General features: G+C 69.9%; 19 protein-coding genes and 2 pseudogenes. 13 read left to right on the forward strand and 8 right to left on the reverse strand.

Translation table 11 applies throughout. The features are described from left to right. The first annotated feature begins 64 nt into the window (after nucleotides 1-64). The 5 genes and pseudogenes from OG746_RS39965 (at nucleotide 65) to OG746_RS39985 (ending at nucleotide 5,114) form a co-directional block, all read left to right on the forward strand. A complete protein-coding gene (locus tag OG746_RS39965) occupies nucleotides 65-949 on the forward strand; it encodes a carbohydrate ABC transporter permease (RefSeq protein ID WP_266723679.1) in 885 nt (294 codons plus the stop codon). Between the two features lie 3 nt (nucleotides 950-952). After that, complete coding sequence (locus OG746_RS39970; RefSeq protein WP_266723681.1) at nucleotides 953-1,789, forward strand: carbohydrate ABC transporter permease; 837 nt, start codon at nucleotides 953-955, stop codon at nucleotides 1,787-1,789. A gap of 48 nt (nucleotides 1,790-1,837) precedes the next feature. Next, complete coding sequence (locus OG746_RS39975) at nucleotides 1,838-4,432, forward strand: family 78 glycoside hydrolase catalytic domain (RefSeq protein ID WP_266723683.1); 2,595 nt, start codon at nucleotides 1,838-1,840, stop codon at nucleotides 4,430-4,432. 82 nt (nucleotides 4,433-4,514) lie between these two features. Next, nucleotides 4,515-4,697 (forward strand): annotated as a pseudogene (locus OG746_RS39980) (glycoside hydrolase family 3 C-terminal domain-containing protein); the annotation flags it as partial. A gap of 126 nt (nucleotides 4,698-4,823) precedes the next feature. Next, nucleotides 4,824-5,114 (forward strand): fibronectin type III-like domain-contianing protein, encoded by a 291-nt coding sequence (locus OG746_RS39985; RefSeq protein WP_524540553.1) that lies wholly within the window; start codon nucleotides 4,824-4,826, stop codon nucleotides 5,112-5,114. Nucleotides 5,115-5,141: 27 nt separating this feature from the next. Here the strand turns inward: OG746_RS39985 and OG746_RS39990 are convergent, their stop codons facing one another. Next, on the reverse strand, nucleotides 5,142-6,095 hold the full coding sequence (locus OG746_RS39990; RefSeq protein WP_266723687.1) for a MerR family transcriptional regulator: 954 nt from the start codon (nucleotides 6,093-6,095) through the stop codon (nucleotides 5,142-5,144). A 108-nt stretch (nucleotides 6,096-6,203) separates the two neighbouring features. Beyond that, nucleotides 6,204-7,097 (reverse strand): helix-turn-helix transcriptional regulator, encoded by an 894-nt coding sequence (locus OG746_RS39995; protein WP_266723689.1) that lies wholly within the window; start codon nucleotides 7,095-7,097, stop codon nucleotides 6,204-6,206. Between the two features lie 216 nt (nucleotides 7,098-7,313). Between OG746_RS39995 and OG746_RS40000 the strand changes: the two genes are divergently transcribed. The 6 genes from OG746_RS40000 to OG746_RS40025 all read left to right on the forward strand — a co-directional run bounded on the left by OG746_RS40000 (nucleotide 7,314) and on the right by OG746_RS40025 (nucleotide 16,260). Next, nucleotides 7,314-8,291: an aldo/keto reductase gene (locus tag OG746_RS40000; RefSeq protein WP_266723691.1), complete on the forward strand. Its 978-nt coding sequence runs from the start codon at nucleotides 7,314-7,316 to the stop codon at nucleotides 8,289-8,291. A gap of 58 nt (nucleotides 8,292-8,349) precedes the next feature. Next, nucleotides 8,350-9,378 carry a zinc-binding dehydrogenase gene (locus tag OG746_RS40005; protein WP_266723693.1) on the forward strand — a complete coding sequence of 343 codons (1,029 nt, stop codon included), beginning with the start codon at nucleotides 8,350-8,352 and terminating at the stop codon, nucleotides 9,376-9,378. 61 nt (nucleotides 9,379-9,439) lie between these two features. Next, a complete protein-coding gene (locus OG746_RS40010; RefSeq protein ID WP_266723695.1) occupies nucleotides 9,440-10,291 on the forward strand; it encodes an aldo/keto reductase in 852 nt (283 codons plus the stop codon). 175 nt (nucleotides 10,292-10,466) lie between these two features. After that, nucleotides 10,467-12,578: a serine/threonine-protein kinase gene (locus OG746_RS40015; protein ID WP_266723697.1), complete on the forward strand. Its 2,112-nt coding sequence runs from the start codon at nucleotides 10,467-10,469 to the stop codon at nucleotides 12,576-12,578. 31 nt (nucleotides 12,579-12,609) lie between these two features. Beyond that, nucleotides 12,610-13,983: an SUKH-4 family immunity protein gene (locus OG746_RS40020; RefSeq protein WP_266723698.1), complete on the forward strand. Its 1,374-nt coding sequence runs from the start codon at nucleotides 12,610-12,612 to the stop codon at nucleotides 13,981-13,983. A gap of 87 nt (nucleotides 13,984-14,070) precedes the next feature. Next, entirely contained in the window at nucleotides 14,071-16,260 is a 2,190-nt protein-coding gene (locus OG746_RS40025) for a serine/threonine-protein kinase (RefSeq protein WP_266723699.1), read from the forward strand. Between the two features lie 54 nt (nucleotides 16,261-16,314). On the opposite strand, the gene OG746_RS40030 is transcribed toward OG746_RS40025, so the two are convergent. Further along, complete coding sequence (locus tag OG746_RS40030) at nucleotides 16,315-17,046, reverse strand: SUKH-4 family immunity protein (protein ID WP_266723700.1); 732 nt, start codon at nucleotides 17,044-17,046, stop codon at nucleotides 16,315-16,317. Nucleotides 17,047-17,603: 557 nt separating this feature from the next. On the opposite strand from OG746_RS40030, the gene OG746_RS40035 reads away from it, so the two are divergent. After that, entirely contained in the window at nucleotides 17,604-18,149 is a 546-nt protein-coding gene (locus OG746_RS40035; RefSeq protein ID WP_266723701.1) for a hypothetical protein, read from the forward strand. A gap of 67 nt (nucleotides 18,150-18,216) precedes the next feature. Here the strand turns inward: OG746_RS40035 and OG746_RS40040 are convergent, their stop codons facing one another. Both OG746_RS40040 and OG746_RS40045 read right to left on the reverse strand, forming a co-directional pair. Further along, nucleotides 18,217-18,366, reverse strand: coding sequence for a hypothetical protein (locus OG746_RS40040; protein ID WP_266723703.1), 150 nt, complete (start codon nucleotides 18,364-18,366; stop codon nucleotides 18,217-18,219). A 1-nt stretch (nucleotide 18,367) separates the two neighbouring features. Then, nucleotides 18,368-18,628 (reverse strand): hypothetical protein, encoded by a 261-nt coding sequence (locus OG746_RS40045; RefSeq protein WP_266723705.1) that lies wholly within the window; start codon nucleotides 18,626-18,628, stop codon nucleotides 18,368-18,370. A 174-nt stretch (nucleotides 18,629-18,802) separates the two neighbouring features. On the opposite strand from OG746_RS40045, the gene OG746_RS40050 reads away from it, so the two are divergent. Continuing rightward, nucleotides 18,803-19,003 (forward strand): hypothetical protein, encoded by a 201-nt coding sequence (locus OG746_RS40050; RefSeq protein WP_266723707.1) that lies wholly within the window; start codon nucleotides 18,803-18,805, stop codon nucleotides 19,001-19,003. A 40-nt stretch (nucleotides 19,004-19,043) separates the two neighbouring features. On the opposite strand, the gene OG746_RS40055 is transcribed toward OG746_RS40050, so the two are convergent. From OG746_RS40055 to OG746_RS40065, 3 genes and pseudogenes are all read right to left on the reverse strand, one after another. After that, entirely contained in the window at nucleotides 19,044-19,331 is a 288-nt protein-coding gene (locus tag OG746_RS40055) for a hypothetical protein (protein ID WP_266723709.1), read from the reverse strand. Beyond that, a complete protein-coding gene (locus OG746_RS40060) occupies nucleotides 19,328-19,924 on the reverse strand; it encodes a hypothetical protein (RefSeq protein WP_266723711.1) in 597 nt (198 codons plus the stop codon). Before OG746_RS40060 ends, OG746_RS40055 begins: the two co-directional genes overlap by 4 nt. A gap of 64 nt (nucleotides 19,925-19,988) precedes the next feature. Further along, nucleotides 19,989-20,261, reverse strand: a pseudogene (locus OG746_RS40065) (Imm49 family immunity protein); the annotation flags it as partial. Between the last annotated feature and the right edge of the window lie 81 nt (nucleotides 20,262-20,342).

Consider the following 20,342-nt stretch of genomic DNA (forward strand, 5'->3'; position numbering starts at 1 on the left):
CTCAACGGAAGCCTCAAAGGAAGCCTCAGCGGAAGCTTCAACGGAATCGAAGTGGACTCCATCCATGCACCGCGTACTCGGTGACCGCAGGGCCGTCGCGATCCTGCTCGGTCCCGCCCTCCTCGTCTACACACTGATCATGCTGGTCCCGATGGCATGGTCGCTCGGGTACTCCTTCACCAAGGGCAACAGCATCGACGGCTTCACCGGCAACGGCGTCGCCAACTTCTCCCGCCTCCTCGACGACCCGGCCGTCCACCACGCCCTGTGGTTCACCCTGAAGTACGCCGCCGTTGTCACCGTCGGCCAGGTTGTGGCGGGCTATCTGCTGGCCCTGCTCTACGTCTTCTTCCTCAAGCGCGCATCGGCCCTGATCCGCACCCTCGTCTTCTTCCCCGTGGTGCTGCCCACCGTCGCCGTCGGCCTGCTGTTCAAGAACTTCTTCCAGGTCGCCCCGAACCCCGGCCCGGTCAACTCCCTCCTGAACGCGGTGGGGTTGGACTCGATCGACTTCTTCGGCAGCTCCGGCAGCGCCTTCTGGGTCCTGATCGTCATGGACATCTGGCGCTCCATGGGCTTCTACGCCGTCCTCCTCTTCGCCGGCCTCGTCGACATCCCCGAGGAGACCCTGGAGTCCGCCCGCCTCGACGGCGCCACCGGCCTGCGCCTGGTGCGGCACATCGTGCTGCCGCTGTCCCTGCCCGTGCTGATGTCCTCGCTGATCTTCAGCATCAACGGCACGCTGAAGGTCTTCGACTCCATCGTCGCCCTGACCAACGGCGGGCCCGGCGACGGCACCACCCCGCTGACCCTGTACATGTTCCAGACGTCGTTCACCTACAGCGAGTACGGCTACGGCAGCACCATCGCTCTGCTGCTGACCGTGGTGTGTCTGCTGGTGAGCATGGTCGTCTACCGCGTCTCGCGGCGCGACCTCACGGAGGGCTGAGCCATGGCTGTCCGCAATCCCGCCCGCCGCTGGTGGGTGAAGCTCGTCATCGGCGTACTGCTCGTCGTGGAGATCTACCCGCTGATCTGGATGTTCCTGACATCCCTGAAGTCCAACAGCGACTACCTGAACAACTCCACCTGGAGCCTGCCCACCACCTGGGAGTGGGGCAACTACACCGAGGCATGGACCACCGGGAACATCGGCCTGTACGTACAGAACAGCCTGCTCGCCGTCCTGCCCGCCCTGGCCCTGATCCTGCTCCTCGGCACGGCCGCCGGCTTCGCCCTGCAGGTCATGGTGTGGAAGGGGCGCAGCCTGACCCTCCTTGTCTTCCTCGCGGGCATGATGGTGCCGCCGCAGATGATCCTGCTGCCCCTGTTCACCGTGTACTTCCAGACCGGCCTGTCCGGCACACTGTGGCCGCTGATCCTCACGTACACCGGGACCGGCCTGCCGCTGACCGTCTTCATGATGGCGACGTACTACCGCACCGTCCCGCGCGAACTCTTCGAGGCGGCCACCATCGACGGTGCCGGCATCCTGCGCGCCTTCTGGACGATCAGCGTGCCCATGGTGCGCAACGCCCTGCTCACCGTCGGTCTCGTGCAGTTCTTCTTCATCTGGAACGACCTGCTGATCGCCCTGACGTTCACCAACAACCAGGACCTGCGCACCATCCAGGTCGGCCTGCTGAACTTCACCGGCGACTTCGGTGCCACCCAGTACGGCCCGCTCTTCGCCGCGATCTGCATCAACGTCTTCGGCACCCTCCTGATCTATCTCTTCCTCAACCAGAAGGTCATGAAGGGCCTCACCTCGGGAGCACTCAAGGGCTGACCCCCGCAGGCCCGTTGCTCCCGCGCACGTGAATGAAAGGTTCCTCCCTTGCTGCCCTCACCGCCCTCACCGGTGTCCTTCGAACACCTCCCGGACGGCCTCGGCATCGGCACCGCCACGCCCCGCCTGTCCTGGACCCTGGCCCCAGGATCGAACCGCCAGACCGCCTACGAACTCCAACTCACGACCGATGGAGAGGAGTTGGTCACCTGTCGTGTCGACAGCGACGAGCAGGTCCTCGTGGCCTGGCCGGGCCCGCCGCTGGTCTCACGCGCACGCGTCGGCGTGCGAGTCCGGGTCTGGACGCCCGGTCACGATGCCCCCTCGCCCTGGAGCGAGGAACGCCTCGTAGAGGCCGGCCTACTCGACCCCACGGACTGGCGGGCCGTGCCGGTCGCCGCCGCATGGACCGAAGACCCGGAGGGGGATCGCCAACCGGCGCTGATTCGCCGGGACTTCACCCTCGACCGCCCCATCGCCCGCGCCCGCCTCTACGTCACCGCGCACGGCCTGTACGAGGCGGAGATCAACGGGCGCCGCGTCGGCGACGAGGCCCTCGCCCCCGGCTGGACCGTCTACCCGCACCGCCTGCGCTACCGCACCCACGACGTCACCGATCACCTCACCGAAGGCGCCAACGCCATCGGCGCCTGGCTCGGCGACGGCTGGTACCGCGGCAAGTACGGCTTCGACGGCGGCACCCGCAACATCTACGGCACCGACCAATCACTCATCGCCCAACTGGAAGTGACCTACGACGACGGCGCCACGACCGTCGTCGCCACCGACGACACATGGCGCGCGGCCCCCGGCCCGATCCTCATCAGCGGTCTGTACGAGGGGGAGACCTTCGACGCCCGCCTGCACCACGCGAGTTGGTCCACCCCGGCAGGCGCACACACCGGCACCTGGACTCCGGTCCGTACCGGCGAACGCGACCCCCGCACCCTCGTCGCGCCCCTCGGTCCCCCGGTCACCTGCACCGAGGAGCTCGCCCCGGCCACCGTCACCAAGGCACCCGACGGCCGCCACCTCCTCGACTTCGGACAGAACCTGGTCGGCCGCCTCCGCGTGACGGCCGACGGTCCGTCCGGTACCACCATCACGCTCCGGCACGCCGAGATCCTCCAGGACGGCGAACTGGCGACCCGGCCCCTGCGCGAGGCGTACTCCATCGACACCCTGATCCTGTCCGGCGACGGCCCGCTCACCTGGGAACCCCGCTTCACTCTGCACGGCTTCCGATACGCCGAAGTCACCGGCTGGCCGGGCGAGTTGATCCCCGACATGGTCACCGCCCGCGTCCACCACACCGACATGCGGCGCACCGGCTGGTTCGAGTGCAGCGACCCGTTGGTCAACCGGCTCCACGACAACGTCGTGTGGAGCATGCGCGGCAACTTCGTCGACCTGCCCACCGACTGCCCGCAACGCGACGAACGCCTCGGCTGGACCGGTGACATCCAGGTCTTCGCCCCCACCGCGAGCTACCTCTACGACTGCGTGGGCATGCTCGACTCCTGGCTCACCGACGTCGGCCTCGAGCAACTCCCCGACGGCACCGTCCCCTGGTACGTGCCCGTCATCCCCGGCGGCCCGATGTGGACCCCGATCCGACCCGGCGCCGCCTGGGGTGACGTCGCCACCCTCACGCCCTGGGTGCTCTACCAGCGCTTCGGCGACCGCGAACTGCTGCGCCGGCACTACCCGACGGGCAAGGCGTGGGTCGACCTGATGGAACGCCTCGCCGGGCCCGACCGGCTGTGGAACAGCGGCTTCCAGCTGGGGGACTGGCTCGACCCCGCCGCACCACCGGACGACCCGGCGGCCTCGCGAACCAACCGCTACCTCGTCGCCACCGCCCACTTCGCCCACTCCACACGACAACTCGCCCGCACAGCAGTCGGGTTGGGATACGAGCAGGATGCCGCACGGTACACCGCGCTCGCCGACGAGGTGACCGCCGCCTTCCACCGCCGTTACGTCCTGCCCACCGGCCGTATGACGAGCGACACCCCCACCGCCTACGCCGTCGCCCTCGCCTTCGACCTGCTGGCCCCGGAGCGGCGCGGCCCGGCCGGTGACCGCCTCGCTGAACTCGTCCTCGCCGACGAGGGGCGCATCGCCACCGGCTTCGTCGGCACCCCACTGATCTGCGACGCCCTCACCGACACCGGCCACGTCGACGTCGCCTACCGCCTGCTGACCCAGACCGCATGCCCCTCCTGGCTGTACCCCGTCACCATGGGTGCCACCACCGTCTGGGAACGCTGGGACAGCCTCCGCCCCGACGGCACCCTCAACCCCGGCGGCATGACCTCCTTCAACCACTACGCCCTCGGAGCCGTCGCCGACTGGCTGCACCGGGTCGTCGGCGGCATCACCGGGGCGGCGCCCGGCTACCGGGAACTGACCTTCCGGCCGCGCCCCGGCGGCGGCATCACCTGGGCCCGCACCCGCCACGAGACGCCGTACGGGACGGCGTCGCTGGACTGGGAGGTGACCGAGGCCGGCATGACGGCGCGTATCACCGTGCCCGAAGGCTGCACCGCCACCGCCGAACTCCCCGGATGCGCGCCCGTCGCGCTCGGCCCGGGGGAGCACACGCTCGACACCGCCGCGCTCATCTCCACGGCGGCGTGAACGCACCTGCTCGCGTCCGCCGCACAGCACGTACGTCACCTCAAGCCGGGGCCGGCCGTACACCTGACGACACGTCGGGGCCGTCGTCCAGGCCTGGTACGGAGGCCGGGGCACGGGCACCGCGCTCGCCTCGGTCCTCTTCGGCGACACCGACCCGGGCGGCCGCCTCCCCGTCACCTTCCCGGCCGACGCCGGCCCGGGCCCCGGCACCACCACCGCCACCTACCCCGGAACGAACGGCACGGTCACCTACGACGAAGGCATCAACGTCGGCTACCGCTACTACGACATCAAGGGACAGCGCCCCCGCTTCCCCTTCGGCCACGGCCTGTCGTACACCACCTTCGCCCACGGCTCCCTCGTGGCGGCCTACGACGCCGCCGCGAAGAAGGTGACCGTCTCCGTCACTGTCACCAACACCGGTACCCGCGCGGGCACGGACGTCGTCCAGCTCTACGCGACACTGCCGGACGCGGCGGCCGCCGAACCGCGCCGCCTCGTCGCCTTCCACAAGGTGTCCCTGCCCGCCAAGAAGTCCACGCGGCTCGAACTCTCCGTCCCCGTAGCCGAGTTGCGGGTGTGGAAGTCCGGCCGGTGGACTGTCGTCCCCGGCTCCTACACGTTCGCCGTGGCGCGTTCGTCGCGGGATGTCACCGCGCAGCGGACGGTGACGGTCGGCTGACGCAGGGACGCCTGGCCGCGCAACGGGCTACGTGGCGGTGGAACTGCTGCCGGTGCCCGCGCGCAACGCCTCGGCGAACCACGTGAACACCGGTGCCAGGCTCGGCGGGACGGGCCATGCGTTGATCACGGACAGGAGGTGCCAGTAGCGCTCCGCGCGGGGGTCGGCGGCCGTATCCAGGCGTGTCAGCAACCAGTCCCGCAGGTCATCGTCGTCCGCGCGGTCGAAGGTTTCCGCGTAGCGGGCGGTCAGGTCGTCGACGATGGGTGCGGCTTCGGGGGAGGCGGGGGCGATGCCGGAGGCGAGGGCGTGGCCGACCCGGGCGCGGACGGCTTCGGTCAGGTCGTGGTGGAGGCCGGTGGTGTCGCCCTGGGCACGTTCACGCGCCTGGTACTCGGCCATCCGCCGGACGGCGGCGCGGAAGTCGGGGTCCTGGGTGAGCTCGGCGAGTTCCGCCCAGGCTTCGACCTGCTCGGGTTCGGGGTCGTCGGGCAGCTCGGGCATGGCCGCGCGCATCATGGCCACGAACTCGGGATTGGCTTCAAGGCCGCCGAAGGTGTCGTCGATGAAGTCGGTGACGAGGCGTCTGCGTTCGTCTTCCGAGAGTTTCGCGAGCTTGTGCATGAGGTCCATCTCCTTGGGAGTAGAGCCCCGTTCGGCCACCACCCGAAGCACCGCGCGCCGCAGACGAAGGGTGCGGATCTGTACGTCCAGTGCGTCGGCGTGGGTCGCCGCGACCTCGGGCACCGAGATCTCCCGGTCCAACACCCGTCGGATGGCGGCGAGTTCGAGGCCCAGGTCGCGAAGGGTGCGCACCAGATCCAGCCGAGTGAGCGCGTGGATGTCGTAGAGGCGGTAGCCTGCCGGGCTGCGGTCGGTCGACGGCACGATCCCGCTGTCGGAGTAGAAACGAATGGTCTTGACCGTCAGTCCGGTCCTACGGGCAAGCGCCCCGATCGTGAAGAGTCCGTCGCCTTCCATGCCCCCACCCTCGTGTCTCCCCTTGGTGGAGACTCAAGTACATCTTCCCTCGGCGGGGCCGGCGGTAGTTCGGGCGAGTGAACGGATCGCGGCTGCGTTGAGGCGGTGTCAATTCGTGTGGGGTGATGTGCTGGGCGTCGAGGCGGCCGGCGCTGTCATGTCGAGCAGGAGCAGGGCGTCGTGGTCGGGGGTGCCGGGGTCGGCGGTGTAGACCCCGATGCGCTGGCCCGGGGTGCCTTCGACGTGCAGGGACTGCGAGGTGAGGGTCACGGTTCCGACCTGCGGGTGTTGGAACGTCTTGTGCGCCGGCTTGCGGCCCGTCACCTCGTAGCGTTCCCACAGGCCCGCGAAGTCGGGGCTCTTGAGGAGGAGTTCGCCGACGAGGTGGGTGAGGTCGGGGGCGTCGGGCGCGGTGCCGGCGATGGTGCGCAGGCGCGCGACGCAGGACGTGATCTGCCGGTCCCAGTCGGTGAAGAGGTCGCGGGCCGCGGGGTGGAGGAACAGGTAGCGGGCGAGGTTGCGCTGCTTGACCGGCCAGTCGTCGAGGCCCGCGTACAGGGCGAGGCCGCCGGGGTTCCAGGCGAGCATGTCCATGCTGCGGCTGATGACGTACGCGGGGTTCGGGCGCAGTGATTCGAGGAGCAGCTTGAGGTGGGGGCGCACGGTGCGGCTGGGCGCGGGCGGTGGTTCGGAGACGTAGCGGGCGGCGCGGGCGGCGAGCTCGCGCAGGTGCTGGTGCTCCTGGTCGTCCATGTGCAGGGCGCGGGCCAGAGAGTCGAGGACGGCCGGGCTGGGGCGGGTCTCCTTGCCGCGCTCCAGGCGAACGTAATAGTCGATGCTGATCCCGGCGAGGGTGGCCAGCTCCTCGCGGCGCAGGCCGGGGGTGCGGCGGATGCCGGCGCCGACGGTGAGGCCGACATGTTCGGGGCTCGTCTGAGTGCGACGGGCGCGCAGATAGCGGCCCAGCTCGGCGCCCTCGCTGTGCGCGCTTGTCGATGCCATGTCTCCAGTCTCACCCGCCGGGCACCCGCCGCGCAGAGCCGAGGGGGGCCCTGTCGTTACCCCTGAAGAGCCCGCCCTGCCGCACGGGCGCGATCCCGGCGAAGGTGAAGGAGCAAGACACCGGCACCCCGGCCCGACTCCGCCACCACAGGCGCGACCTGCCGGGGCGGGCGAGAGTGAGGGTGCCGGGTACGCCATGGATCGAAAGAGGGCGAGATGCGGTACATCAACCTGCGTGACCTGGAGGTTTCGCGGATCGGCCTGGGCGCGATGGGGATGTCCCACGGCTACACCGGCTCCGGCACAGACGACGCGGAATCCATCAGGACCGTGCACCGGGCGCTGGGGCTGGGCGTCACGTTCATCGACACCGCGGAGATCTACGGCCCGTACGCCAACGAGGAGCTGCTGGGCCGGGCGCTGAAGGGGCGCCGGGACCAGGTGGTGCTGGCCACGAAGTTCGGCCTGGTCTCGCACGCCGGTGACGGTGCCTGGAACCTGGACTCGAGCCCTGCCAACATCCGCACCGCGGTCGAGGGCTCCCTGAAGCGGCTCGGCACCGACCACATCGACCTGTACTACCAGCACCGGGTCGACCCGAACACGCCCATCGAGGAGACCGCCGGCGCCGTCGCCGAGCTGATCACCGAGGGCAAGGTGCGCGCCTTCGGCCTCTCGGAGGCCGGCCCCGACACCATCCGGCGCGCGCACGCCGTCCAGCCGGTGACCGCGGTGCAGTCCGAATACTCGCTGTGGACGCGCGGCATCGAGGACCGGGTCCTGCCGGTCCTGCGCGAGCTGGGCATCGGCCTGGTGCCGTTCTCCCCGCTCGGCCACGGCTTCCTCACCGGCACCGTCCGCTCCGAGGTCGACTTCGAGCCCGGCGACTTCCGGCACGGCAACCCGCGCTTCACCGGCGAGAACTTCCGGCGCAACCTGGCACTCGCCGACGAGGTCCAGGCCATCGCCGCCGACGCGGACGCCACACCCGCCCAGGTGGCCATCGCGTGGCTGCTCGCCCAGGGTGACGACATCGCCCCGATCCCCGGCACCAAGCGCGTGGCCCGCGTCGAGGAGAACACCGCCGCCGACGCCCTCACGCTCACCAGCGAGCAGCTCTCCCAGCTCAGCAGCCTGCCGCCCGCAGCCGGCGACACCCACACCGAGGCCCAGGCGCAGATGCTCGAACGCTGATCACCCACGCTCGCCACCCCCACCACGTGACACCACACCCGTTTGGAGTACGCCTCTCATGCGCGCAGCCCTGATGTACGGAGCCGGCGACGTCCGCGTCGAGGACCGGCCCGACCCGAAGATCGTCCAGCCGGCCGACGCCGTGGTGCGCACGCTCGCCGCGTGCGTGTGCGGCAGCGATCTGTGGCCGTACGGGGCCATGCCCGCCACCGAGGAGGGCCGTCCCATGGGGCACGAGTTCCTCGGCGTGGTCGAGGAGACCGGCGCGGACGTGACCGGCCTGAAGGCTGGGGACCTGGTCGTCGCCCCGTTCACGTACAGCGACAACACTTGCGACTACTGCGCCAAGGGCCTGCAGATCTCGTGCCGCAACGGAGGCCGGTACGGGTTCGACGGTGTCGACGGCGGGCAGGGCGAGGCCGTCCGCGTGCCGTACGCGGACGGCACCCTGGTCAAGCTGCCGGTGGCCGCCGACTCCGCGCTGCTGCCGTCGCTCCTCGCGCTGTCGGACGTGATGACCACCGGCCACCACGGCGCGGTCACCGCCGGTGTCGGCCGCGGCGACGCGGTGCTCGTGGTCGGGGACGGCGCGGTCGGCCTGTGCGGGGTGATCGCCGCGAACCGGCTCGGCGCCGAGCGGATCGTGCTCGCCGGCCGCCACGAGGCGCGTACCGAACTGGGGCGCCACTTCGGTGCCACCGACGTCGTCGCCGCGCGCGGCGAGGAGGGCGTCGCCCGCATCCGCGAACTGACCGGCGGCGTGGACAAGGTGATCGAGGCCGTCGGCACCCGCCAGGCGCTGGACACGGCCATCGGCGCGGTCCGGGACGGCGGCACCATCAGCCGCCTCGGCGTACCGCAGTACGAGGAGGGCCCGATCGGCCCGGCCGAGTTCATGCGGAATATCACGCTGACCGGCGGTGCCAGCCCCGCCCGTGCCTACATCGAGCAGCTGCTGCCCGATGTCCTGGACGGCACCATCGCCCCTGGCCGTGTCTTCGACCGCACCTTCGCCCTCGACGAGACACCGGACGCCTACCGGGCGATGGCGGACCGCCAGGTCCTCAAGGCGCTCATTCGCCCCTGACTCTCCCGACTCGCCAACTCGCTGAACCGCCAACTGGCTTGCATCACAAAGGACTTCCCCCATGCAGTACGTGACATTGAACAACGGTGTCGAGATGCCGCTCCTCGGCTTCGGCGTCTACCAGATCCCCGCCGACGACACCGAACGCGCCGTCTCCGAGGCCCTCGCCACCGGCTACCGCCTCCTCGACACCGCGGCCGCCTACGGCAACGAAGAGGCCGTCGGCCGAGCCATCAAGTCCAGCGGCATCCCCCGCGAGGAGCTGTTCGTCACCACCAAGCTGTGGGTCCAGGACGCCCCGGCCGAGGACAACACCCGCCGCGCCTTCGAGACGTCGCTGACCAAGCTGGGCCTGGACCACCTGGACCTCTACCTGATGCACCAGCCCTTCGGCGACGTCTACGGCCAGTGGCGCGCCATGGAGAACCTCAACCGCGAGGGCCTCGCCAAGGCGATCGGCGTCTCCAACTTCTACCCGGACCGCCTCCTCGACCTGATCGTCAACAACGAGATCACCCCGCAGGTCAACCAGATCGAGACCCACCCCTTCTTCCAGCGCGCCGACTATCAGGAGCTGATGGACGAGCACGGCGTGCAGATCATGTCCTGGGGCGGTTTCGCCGAGGGCAAGAACGACCTCTTCACCAACCCGCTGCTGGCCGAGATCGGCAAGGAGTACGGCAAGTCCGTCGCCCAGGTGGTGCTGCGCTGGCTGACCCAGCGCGGCGTCGTCGCCATCCCCAAGTCCGTGCGCGCCGAGCGCATGGCGCAGAACCTCGACGTCTTCGACTTCCGGCTCACCGACGAGCAGCTGGACCGGATCGCCACCCTCGACACCGGCAGCTCCCTGTTCTTCGACCACCACGACCCCGAGATCGTCACCTGGCTCGCGGCGCGCCGCTTGGACGCGTGACCTGGCCTGACCTGACCTCACGGCGCCGCGCCGCGCGTGGTCGGCCGGCGCACGCCACACCTGGGTAACAAGCGACGGCCGGGGCGTGATTCGCCCTGTGCGACCCCCATAGGATGAACGTCGTACGGTCAACACGATGTGACGGTGTCGGACGGACAGGACAAGCGGGGGAACGATGACCAGCCCGACCCAGGCCCCAGAGCAGGCCCAGGCCGCCTATGAGCCCCACCCTTACATCGGCGGGCGCAATGCCGCGCTGCGCGCGCTCGCCGCGTGGCGGATGGAGTGGCCGGGCGCGCCCCGGGTCGTCATCCTGACCGGGAGCCCGGGCACCGGGTGTTCGCGGCTGCTCACGGGGTTCCTGATGCTCTGCGACCCGGAGTACCGAAAGGGACTCGAGCTGGACGCGTTCGATCCGGCGACCGTGCCGCCGGACCTGCCCGCGCCTGCGGTGCCGAGCGTCGCAGGGCTGACTGCCGCGCAGACCCTGTGGTTGCTCGCCGATCACTACGGGTTGCCCGCGACCCGCACCGCCGACATCTTCCCCGAACTCGGTCAACTCCCTTCGTCAGGGCGGCCGGTGACGATCGTGGTGCCGGATGTGGACCGGGCAGGACCGGTGCGGGGGGCGGGGGAGCCCGCGCGCGTGGTGCGGGACGTGCTGAAGCCCCTCGCCGCCGTCGACTCCATACGTCTTCTCGCCGAGGTGCCCCGGGAGTTCGCCGCCGAACTCGCGGAGAGCCTGCCGTCCGGCGAGGTCCGCATCATCGACCTCGACGCACCCGAGTGGGGCGACCCCGAGGGGCTCGTGCTGCAGGCCGAGGCGCTGCTCAATCCCCAATTCGGCGCTCCGGAACTGCCGTTCACGACCGATCCCGCCGCTCGCCGCACGCTCGCCGAGGCGATCGCCCGACAGACGGGCGACGGCGCGGGCAGCCGGCTGACCGTGCATCTCGCCGTGCAGTCGATCCTGACGCACCCGGAGGGATTCGACCCTGCGGATGCGAGCCAACTGCCCGGCAGCGTAGGCGAAGTGCTCGATCTGCACGCCCAGCGACTCGACGCGCACCCCCGCACCCTGCGACAGATCCTGGCGCCCCTCGCCCTCGCCGAGGGCGATGGCCTGCCCGTGCACCTGCTGACCCCGCTCGCATCCGCCGTCGCCGAACGGGACATGAGCGAGGACATGGCGCGCGGCATGCTGCTCGCCGCTCCCTTCATCCGTCCCGTCGAGAGGGCCGGCGAAGACGTTCCCGAGGACGAGCGGACGCTCGTGGCGCTGCAACACCCGGGCATCGGGGAGGCCGTTCGGGCGGGCATCCCGGATGTGCCGGGCGCTCAGGCGCGTATCGCCATGGAGTTGCTGGAGGCCGTCCCCGATCAGGACTGGGCGAAGGCAGGGGAGTACGTACGCGATCGCATCGCGGGACACACCCTGGCGGCCGGACTGCTGCCCCGGCTCCTCACCGACCCGAACCTGTTCGCCCAGGCCGATCCGGTGCTGTTGCGTGCTGCGGTGGAGGCCCTGCCCTACGAGCAGTTGGAAGCACCGGCGCGCACGTATCTGCGTACGGCCCCGCTGCTCACGCGCACTCAGGCGCCGGCCATGCTGCGGGCGGCGCTTCTGGAGACGGCGTTCGTCGAGGACGGGTTGCCGGAGTACGCGGCGGTGTTGCGGGCGGCGCTGCCGGAGCTTGACTGGCACACCTTGTGGAGTGTGTCGGTCGCCGGGGTCGATGGTGTGACGGTCGGGAGGCTGGCGCCGTCTGCGGCTGTGCCGGAGGGCGACGTGCCGGACGGCGCCGAGCTGGCTCCGCTCGCGGTCGCCGTGAGCGTGGTGCCTCAAGGCACCCCGGGTTCACGCCCGTTGAAGGCCGACGATCCCGAGGCGCCCGCCGTGCTGGTGCACGACCTCGCCACCGGCTCCGTCATCGATGCCGACCCGGCCCGGATCCAGCGCCCCTCGGAGGACGAGCGCGCCGCGAGCCCGCTCGGATTCAGCCGCGGCGCCGACTACGTTCGCGTCTGGCGGCGCGGCGCGCAGAAGGGCGACGAGGAACTCGTGACGGCCCTGATCTCCGCCAGGCCCTTCACCGGAACCGACATCTCGGCCGAGGGTGTCCTCCTCGTTGCCACGGCACGTGGTGTGAAGGCGCTGCAGATCCGCCCGGCGAAGCCGGTTACGCCCGACGTACCTGCTCCCCGGGCAGCGGAGCCGGAGCCCGAGCCCGCGCAGGCTCCCCAAGCTCCCCAAGCCCCCGGACCGGACGCCCACCCCGGCGCCTGACACCCGCCCGAAGACTCGAAGGGAGTTTCCCGTGATCAGCCAGGAGCAGGCGCTCGCGACCGCCGAGGGGTGGCTCAACCCCGAGGGGCAGCAGCGCCGTGAGGTGCGGATCCAGGAGTTCGACCTGGGCTGGGTGGTGTGGGCTGCGGCCCCGCCCCTCGAGCGCGACCCGGTCACGGGCAAGCGCCGACCGCCGGCCACGATCGGCCACTCCTGCGGCGTGGTCGACCGCCGCACCGGCGAGCTGAGCACCTGGCCGTCCGTGCCGGTCGAGGAAGTCGTGCGGATGTACCAGCAGAAGCACGGCGGCGGCCAGGACACCGAGCCGTACGCCGGCGGGCAGGACACCGAACCGCACGGCGACGGCCAGGGCACGGCACCGCCCGCACAGCCGCCGGTCACCGGCCCCGGCAACACCGCCGTCTTCACCTACGTCGACCCGGGCACCGGCGAGGAGACGAGCCTCGTCAAGAACTCCGCCCCCGGCGAGCCGCACTCCGAGTACCAGGTCATGGTGGAGCTCGACCGCCTGGGCGTCCCCGCGCAGAACGTGATCGCGATCCACGTCGACCTCAGCTCCAGCCCGCTCCCCGGCGGCTACCCGGGCCTGCTGCTCGGCCGCCGCTTCGCCAACGCCAAGTTCACCTGCACGCAGGAGTACGGCCTGCGGGGCGAGGGTCGTGCCGAGGCGGTCGCCGCGCTGATCGAGCACGTCGAGCAGATGCACCGGATCGCGGGTCAGCAGCCGCCGCCCCGGCCCCACCGGGCGCCGGTGCCGACCGACGTCGAGCCGGCCGAGCCGCTGCGCGATGTCGCCCTGGGCCGCGAGCTGACGGAGGCCTTCGGCGCCGACGACGTACGCCGCTACGACGCCGACGACGTGGCGGGCACCCCGCTGCCCGAGGACACCAAGGCCACGCTGACGTGGGCCGGCCTTCCGTCCGACATCCCGTTCTTCTTCACGGCCGACAACACGGAAGCGGGGCTCCCGGGCGGCCTGTTCGGCAACGCCGCTGCGCACCTGCGTGCGGTCGGCTCCCAGGCCGGCGCCGACGCCCTCGCATTCCTGGAGGGCCACGTCAGGATCGGCACCGACGGCGTCGCGCTGATCACCGTCCAGTGCACGGGTTCCGACCTGGACGGCGAGCCGGTCGGCCAGGTCTGGGCCGTCACCCCGGACAACGGCGCGGGCCGCCGCGTCAACGCCTCGGTCTCCGCCTTCGCCCGCTCCCTCGCCCTCCTGCACACGACACGCGAGGAAATGATCGCGCTCGACCCGGTCATGGCGGGCAGCGCCGTCGCCGACTTCCAGGAGCAACTCGTCGCCATCGACGCGTCGGCCCTGGACGACCCGCGGAACTGGTGGTCGGTGATCGTCGAGCAGATGTGGCACGGGTTGTTCTGACCGGGTCCAATTTCCTTGAATGCGCGGCACGTTGGTGACAACGCGCCGCGCCAGTCGGTACTGGGAACGGGGAGGCGGCACCGGAGCATGGGCCGACGCCACGAAGTGGACGGTTACACCGTCGAGTTGGACGACGACTTCCAAGTCGTCCATCGCAACCCACGCGGCAAGAAGCTTCAGCAGGTACCCGAGTGGCTCGCGGACAGCCAGAGCACGCGCCGCCTGTACCGGCTGCGGCGGGCACTGACGGCACACCGCGAGCAGGCACGCGCTCTGGCCGAATCCTGGGCCGACGCGGGCGCGCCCGTGCCCAGGGCGCTCGCCGAATCCGACATCGTGTGGCGCGAGGCACTCGACGACGCCGGAGTGGAGCCGGTGGCAGACCTGCCCGCGCCAGAAGCCGGCGAGACGGATCCCGACGGGACGGACGCCGATGGGACGACGCTGATCGCGCGCACGTACGTCCACCCCGACGACCACACCATGACCCTCCTCCTGCACCCCTCCTTCGTACGCCACTGGGACGCACTGATGGCGTCGCGGGAGGAATGGGAGCTGACAGACACGTTCGCGACCGGCATCCCGGCCTCGGTGAACACGGGGCGCACCGAGGACGCCGAGGGCGGTGAACTCCCGTTCCCCGAAAGGCTGATGGCGGCCCACCCCGGACAGGAGCAGGAAGCCCTCGAAGCGGCCTACACCTTCGGTTGGAGCCTCTGGGGCAGCCCGAGCCTCTACAAGTCCCTCCTTGACGACCACTTGGAGGACCTGGCCACGACGGCACCGAGATTCCTCCCCGCGTTCCTCGACGAACTCGCCGACATCTGCCTGAAGGAGGGCGGAAAGCACAAGGAGTACGCCCCCGGGTACTTCACGCGCGCAAGGAACGCCGAACGTGAGCAGCACACCAAGCCCGACGAACGATGGCTCGACGCCCGCTACGCCACCTTCGCGGACCACGGAGCGCTGGCCGCCGGGGCGGTACGCGCGCGTGCCAAGGAACTCGCCTCCAAGGGGACGACGGTCTCACGGGACCAGCTGCGACGTTTCCGCGACGTACTGGAACGACGCGTCCACACGCCCGACGACCTGTATCCGGGCATGGCCGCGGACCTGCGCAAGGTGGCCCGCGCGGCGAAGGCGAATGCCGAGTCCGAAGTGGCCGCACTGCTCGAGGACATCGTGCCGAGGATCGGACTGTGCGCGGGCGACGTGCACAAGTTCTGGGCCGACGCACTGAAGGGGAAGGCCCTGGAGCTGCTGGTCGAACAACGCCCGGAAACGGTGCACGACGTACTGCGGCTGGCCCCCGGCGACGCGAGCAGCGCGCAGGAGTGGCAGTCGCTGCTCCAGCGCAGCGGGGCCCTGGCCCTGCTCACGGGCGCGCGCGCAGGGCTTCCCGCCGGCGAGACCGCCCGTCTGCTGCACGACTGGCTGGCGCGCGAACCGCTCGGGCAAGCACGCACTGAGGAGCTGTACGACGTGGCGATGAGCCTCGCCCCGCGCCTGGCGGCCGACGCCGTTCCGGTGCGCCTGCCCTTTCGCGATCCCGCGCCCGGCTGGTGGGCGCCCCTGCCGCTCGACCTGGCGGACGAACTCCTGGAACACGGCGTCCCGTTGGCGGACCCGCCACCGAAACTGGGCAGCCCCGGCGCCGCCCACATGCTCGTCGACCGGCGCCCGCACCTGACCCGCCTGCTCACTGATCCACGCTTCGCCCGCGAGCTGCGCAACGCACTCGACAGCGAACTGGAAGGGGTCGCACTCCGGGACGGAGGCGTCCCGTACCGCCACCACTACCGTCCGCACCACGCCGCGGAACAGGGGAGCTGGCGACACACCCCCGGCGTCTGCCGCACGGACGTGGGCCGCGAGGCGCTGGCCGCCTGGCTGGACCGCCAACGCGAACGCCTGCGCACCGGACTCGACCTGAACGGGCTCGTGCGCGTGATCGCCCCCTTCGTACACATCGGCGGAGCCGTAGACGAACTGCTCAAGGACGAGCCGGCCGCGCGCGAGTTCGCGGCCGTGGACGTGGTGGCGCTCGTCCTGACCGACCTCCCGACGGAGGCCGACCGCCCGGCGGTCGAAGCCCTGATGTCCACGATGCGCCCCGAGAACCTGATCCGCTGGCCCACACCGACCCTGCGCACCCGCATCGACGCCATCTTGCCCGGCCTGCCCGACGCGCAGGTCGCACAGGCCTGGGAGGTCCTCCAGACGGGGGTCAACTGCCAGGAGGGCCTGAGACGCGTCGTCGGCCGCCTATCGGCCTGACGGCGCCGACGCTCTGGTGTCACTTCTCGCGGCAGTGTCACGTCACATGTCACGTCACGTGTTCTCAAGGAGGTACGCCCATGCGGGCTGCCTGCCACCCGTCTCGTCGACCTCGGCCAGTGCTTCCGGGAGCCAATGGGTGACCTGCTCCCGCTCGTAACCGCGCGGAGGCGCGAGGTCGCGCGTACGCAGTCCGGTGACGTACAGCGCGACCATGGTCAGGAAGCTCTCCAGGTCGCGCGCGGCGGGAAGCGCGGTCAGATGCTCCTCGTCGGGGCCGACCGGGTCCGGGCCGGTCGGGACACGCAGGACGTGGCCGGTGGGCCCGTCGATGACGAGCTCGCCCCCCAGCCACCTGCCGATCTGGGAAAAGGGACCACTCTCCGCCGCGGGCTCGACATCATTCGGCCAGTCCACCTCGTCGAAGAGCTCCATGTCCGCGTCCCCGTACGGCAGGAGCGCCATGTCGCCCTCCACCATGTCCGGTAGCCCGAACTCGGTGAGAAGGTCACGCGTCGGCCGATGGGTCAACTCCTCGGGAATTTCCTCGGGTTCGGAATCCCAGATGCCATGGTCACCGAAAAGGGAGATCAGATCTTGGTGGCTCGGGGGAGCGGCATCGACGGGGCCGCTCGGGTCAGGGGCCGGGTAGTCCCCGGACAGCGGCTCCTGCCGGAGGCCGAAGGTGTCCGAGGGGTCCGCGTCACTCGCCGACTGGAGGGCGATCAGCCCCAGCTCGCCCCCGAACACGACGGCATCGCCCACGGTCAAAGGTGCGCAGGGCATCACGAAATTCCACTCGTCTCGCCGGGCGGACGGTGAGGCGAAGAGCTCGACGAGGCGGGTGAGCTCCCCGGCCTGTGAGGCCGAGGACGAGGCCGAGGGGTTCGGCCCCGTTGTCGTAGTGGACGGGGGCAGGGACAGGTCCGCACGGTGTTCCTGCGGAATCTCTTCCTGATCCCAGGGACCTGCGATGAGTTCGCCCGTCTCCGCGTCCGGACGGACACGTACGGCTCCGGCGACCTGCCGACCATGCGCTTCTGCAACCCGGCAATGGCGGGCCGCCCCTGCCAACGCACTTCCGTCACCCTGGAGAACCTGCCGGCCTCGAGGAACCGTGCGTGACACTCGCCCGGCGGCCGCCAGCGGACCCACTTCGTACGCCAGGGAAGCGAGACACCGGACGAGGCCACGGACTGCGCGAACTCGAACTCGTCGCGCGACCAGGCCATCAAATGCAACCAGGACGCCCACTCGCCCTGACGGGTGGGGACAACTCCGCACCCCCACAGGTGAATTGCATCGGCGGCGGGAGTGTTGCCGGGAATGATGCTGCTGTGGCTGTGCGCCGCGTCGATGAGTGCCGTCTGCGGCAGATTGGCCACCGTGCGTCCATCGCGCAGAAGTTCCTCGTACGACCCGGCCTGCACGGCGTGCATGGCGAGCCCGGCGGCGGCATACAGCCCGACGGAGCCGGACTTGGCCCACCCCTCGGGATGGCGGAAACCGTCGGACGTACGCAGCAACCAGTCGACCAGGTGCCGGTTGACGCGCACGAGTGGCTCGGCATCGACGCCCCGTCGCAGCGCTTCGGCCACGCGCTCATCGGCGAAGGAGACCCCGAGCGGCCCCGTCACGAGAACGTCCGAACGCTCCCGGGCCAGCCCGTTGAGTTCGTCCGCAGCCATGGTCTCGCCGGTCAGCGCAGCAATGAGCTGCGCCCACACGGTCACCGGCACGGTGCGCGGCTCAGCCAGGGCGAGTGCGCGCAGGGCCGCCGGAACATCGAGAGCCGGTGCGTCAGCGGCGGGCCCGGCCAGATAGAAGAGGTTCTCGGGCTGCAGGCCCAGCGGCAGGAGCCCGGCGTCGGTCGACTCCCAGCGCGGTGAGGGCCTGGTGCATGATCTGCTCTGCACTGAGCCCGGCGACGTCGACCAGCACACTCCCCGGTACATCCTAGTGCACCCGCCGCAGGACGGCCCCGGCATCGACACCGTCCGGAGCGACGACATGAGCGGCGCCGCCACCCCGCCCACCGGCGCGCCACCAAGCGCCTACCTGGCGGGCCACGCCTTCCGCGGGCATGCCGTCCGACGTCACCGTCATGTCACCTCTCGTCGCCACGGCTGTCGAACCCAATCACGGTAATGGACGGCGTCGTCACCGCTCTGGCTCGGGAGATCTGAAGATCTGATGTCGCCCCAAGACCCCGGAGCTTAAGCGAGCTGACGACCGAGGCTGGCTCGATCGGGGCATGCAGGGTCCCGGGCAACGGCCCGTACACCGACGCGTCGCCGTCGAGTCTCGTGATCGGGTGGCCCACGACCCCGCCTGCGACGGCGGCGGGGATGGTGGTGGTGTCATCCACGTCGACAACACCGTGCGGAAGCCTCGGACGAAGCGCGAAGCGGCTTCGTGGTCGACCCCGACGCCGTGATCACACCAGCCACAACAAGATCATCCCACTGCGGCCGGTCCGCCTGGGCACCTCGAATTCACCCTTCGTCGATCCCGCTCACCATGAAGCCGTACCATCCCCGCCATGACCATCGACCTCCTCGCCGAGGACCTCCAGCCCGGTGACCTTCTGGAGCTCTCGACCGAGTCGGGCACCCAAGTCCTCCGGTTGACGCATGTGGAGCGGCGTACCCAAGGCATCAAATTCATGGGGCGAAATCACCAGGGGGTCCTCTACTCCAGCGGAATAAAGTACGGCGAGCTCGCGCGGTGCGTCCGCCCGTAGACCGTCGCTCGGACTGCCGATGACAGTTACGGGACCACCCTTAGACCGGTGGCATCGGCTGCTCTTCCCCGTCTTCGAACAGGTACTGGAACATTTCCCGCAGGTAGGAGTAAAGGTCTTCGTCGCTGCGGAACTCGATGTCCGTGAGTCTTTCGTAGTCACCTGTCGAGAGTTCCCGCTCATTGAGCACGACCTCAAGGCCTTTTCGTACCCTCTCAACGTACTCCGCCTTGAACGCATACAGAGTTGCGCGCAGGGCCCCGCTGGTGTCGTACCCCTCTTGATAGTCCAGGTAGACCTTGATGAATTTCTCGAGCTCCCTGTTCATGAGAGCCCCTGCTGTGGGTGGCGGCCCGGGGCGGGGCGACGCTGCGGCTGTCCGTCGAGCAGGGGGATCGAAGAGCGGGCGATGCCCGCTGGCAGAGCAAACCCCTCGCGGTAGAAGCCCGGCACGTCAACGGCACCAAGTGCTGTTGCCAGTCGAGGCGTGCTGCCTTCGGGCAAGTCGAGGACCACCTGGACGTCACCTCGCGGGTCGTACTCGAAAACGTAGTGCCGTTGACCGTCGCTGTCGTAGAAGTTCTTCTCGATCTTCGTCAACTGCCGGCCTATATCGATGTGCAGAGTCATCAAGGGGGCGTCATACGTGTCGTTTCGCTCGAGGCGGACCAGGTATCCGACACGGGCGCCGGAACCCGAGAACCTGTGAGAGACACTCCAGCGGTGGTTCCCGGTCTCCTGAACCGCCAACTGGATTCCAAAGGGGATGCCGGGGCAGCGTGCCAGGTGCTCCTCCCTGGCGCCATCCAGGTCGCTTGTCCAGTGGTCAACGTGAAAAAGACGACCGGAATCGTAGAGTTCGGCGAACTGAGGTGTGCCGAACTCGTCGAGTTGAACGCATGTGTAGTCGCCCTCGTCCACGGCCTTCTCGCGACTTACCTCCTCTCCTGGGTACAGACCCCAATCCAGGTAATAGAGCTGACGTTCAGTGAGCACTTAGGCCTCGCAATTTGATGCGTGTCCGCGGGCAGATCGACCCCGATGGCGGTGAGGGCTTGGCGGCGATGGAAAAAACGGCCTGGCGCTCACGTGTGGCAGATCCGGTGGTGAACTGGCCTACCCAGGTACGTTCCAGGAGGCGCCGGGGAAGGTATTCGGACTCGACCTCGACCGGGATGCCCGCATCGAAGGCCATGCAGGCGGTGGCCAGCGGCCCGAGGGCGACCAACCCTTCGCCGTTCTGCGACCGGGCCGGGTCGCCGGTCCAGTACTACGGTTTCTCCAGGCGGGGTATCGGCCGGCGCGTCCTTGACCCAGTCGGCGGTCTGGTCTCGCTCGG

This window comes from Streptomyces sp. NBC_01016, from assembly GCF_026341035.1.
Classification (GTDB): Bacteria; Actinomycetota; Actinomycetes; order Streptomycetales; family Streptomycetaceae; genus Streptomyces.

Bases quoted from the DNA above. Each gene is read 5' to 3' on its own strand.
- OG746_RS39965 (WP_266723679.1), top strand. From the start codon at position 65: ATGCACCGCGTACTCGGTGACCGCAGGGCCGTCGCGATCCTGCTCGGT.
- OG746_RS39970 (WP_266723681.1), top strand. From the start codon at position 953: ATGGCTGTCCGCAATCCCGCCCGCCGCTGGTGGGTGAAGCTCGTCATC.
- OG746_RS39990 (WP_266723687.1), bottom strand. From the start codon at position 6,095: ATGGAAGGCGACGGACTCTTCACGATCGGGGCGCTTGCCCGTAGGACC.
- OG746_RS39995 (WP_266723689.1), bottom strand. From the start codon at position 7,097: ATGGCATCGACAAGCGCGCACAGCGAGGGCGCCGAGCTGGGCCGCTAT.
- OG746_RS40000 (WP_266723691.1), top strand. From the start codon at position 7,314: ATGCGGTACATCAACCTGCGTGACCTGGAGGTTTCGCGGATCGGCCTG.
- OG746_RS40005 (WP_266723693.1), top strand. From the start codon at position 8,350: ATGCGCGCAGCCCTGATGTACGGAGCCGGCGACGTCCGCGTCGAGGAC.
- OG746_RS40010 (WP_266723695.1), top strand. From the start codon at position 9,440: ATGCAGTACGTGACATTGAACAACGGTGTCGAGATGCCGCTCCTCGGC.
- OG746_RS40015 (WP_266723697.1), top strand. From the start codon at position 10,467: ATGACCAGCCCGACCCAGGCCCCAGAGCAGGCCCAGGCCGCCTATGAG.
- OG746_RS40025 (WP_266723699.1), top strand. From the start codon at position 14,071: ATGGGCCGACGCCACGAAGTGGACGGTTACACCGTCGAGTTGGACGAC.
- OG746_RS40030 (WP_266723700.1), bottom strand. From the start codon at position 17,046: ATGCCCTGCGCACCTTTGACCGTGGGCGATGCCGTCGTGTTCGGGGGC.
- OG746_RS40040 (WP_266723703.1), bottom strand. From the start codon at position 18,366: ATGACGGTGACGTCGGACGGCATGCCCGCGGAAGGCGTGGCCCGCCAG.
- OG746_RS40050 (WP_266723707.1), top strand. From the start codon at position 18,803: ATGACCATCGACCTCCTCGCCGAGGACCTCCAGCCCGGTGACCTTCTG.
- OG746_RS40055 (WP_266723709.1), bottom strand. From the start codon at position 19,331: ATGAACAGGGAGCTCGAGAAATTCATCAAGGTCTACCTGGACTATCAA.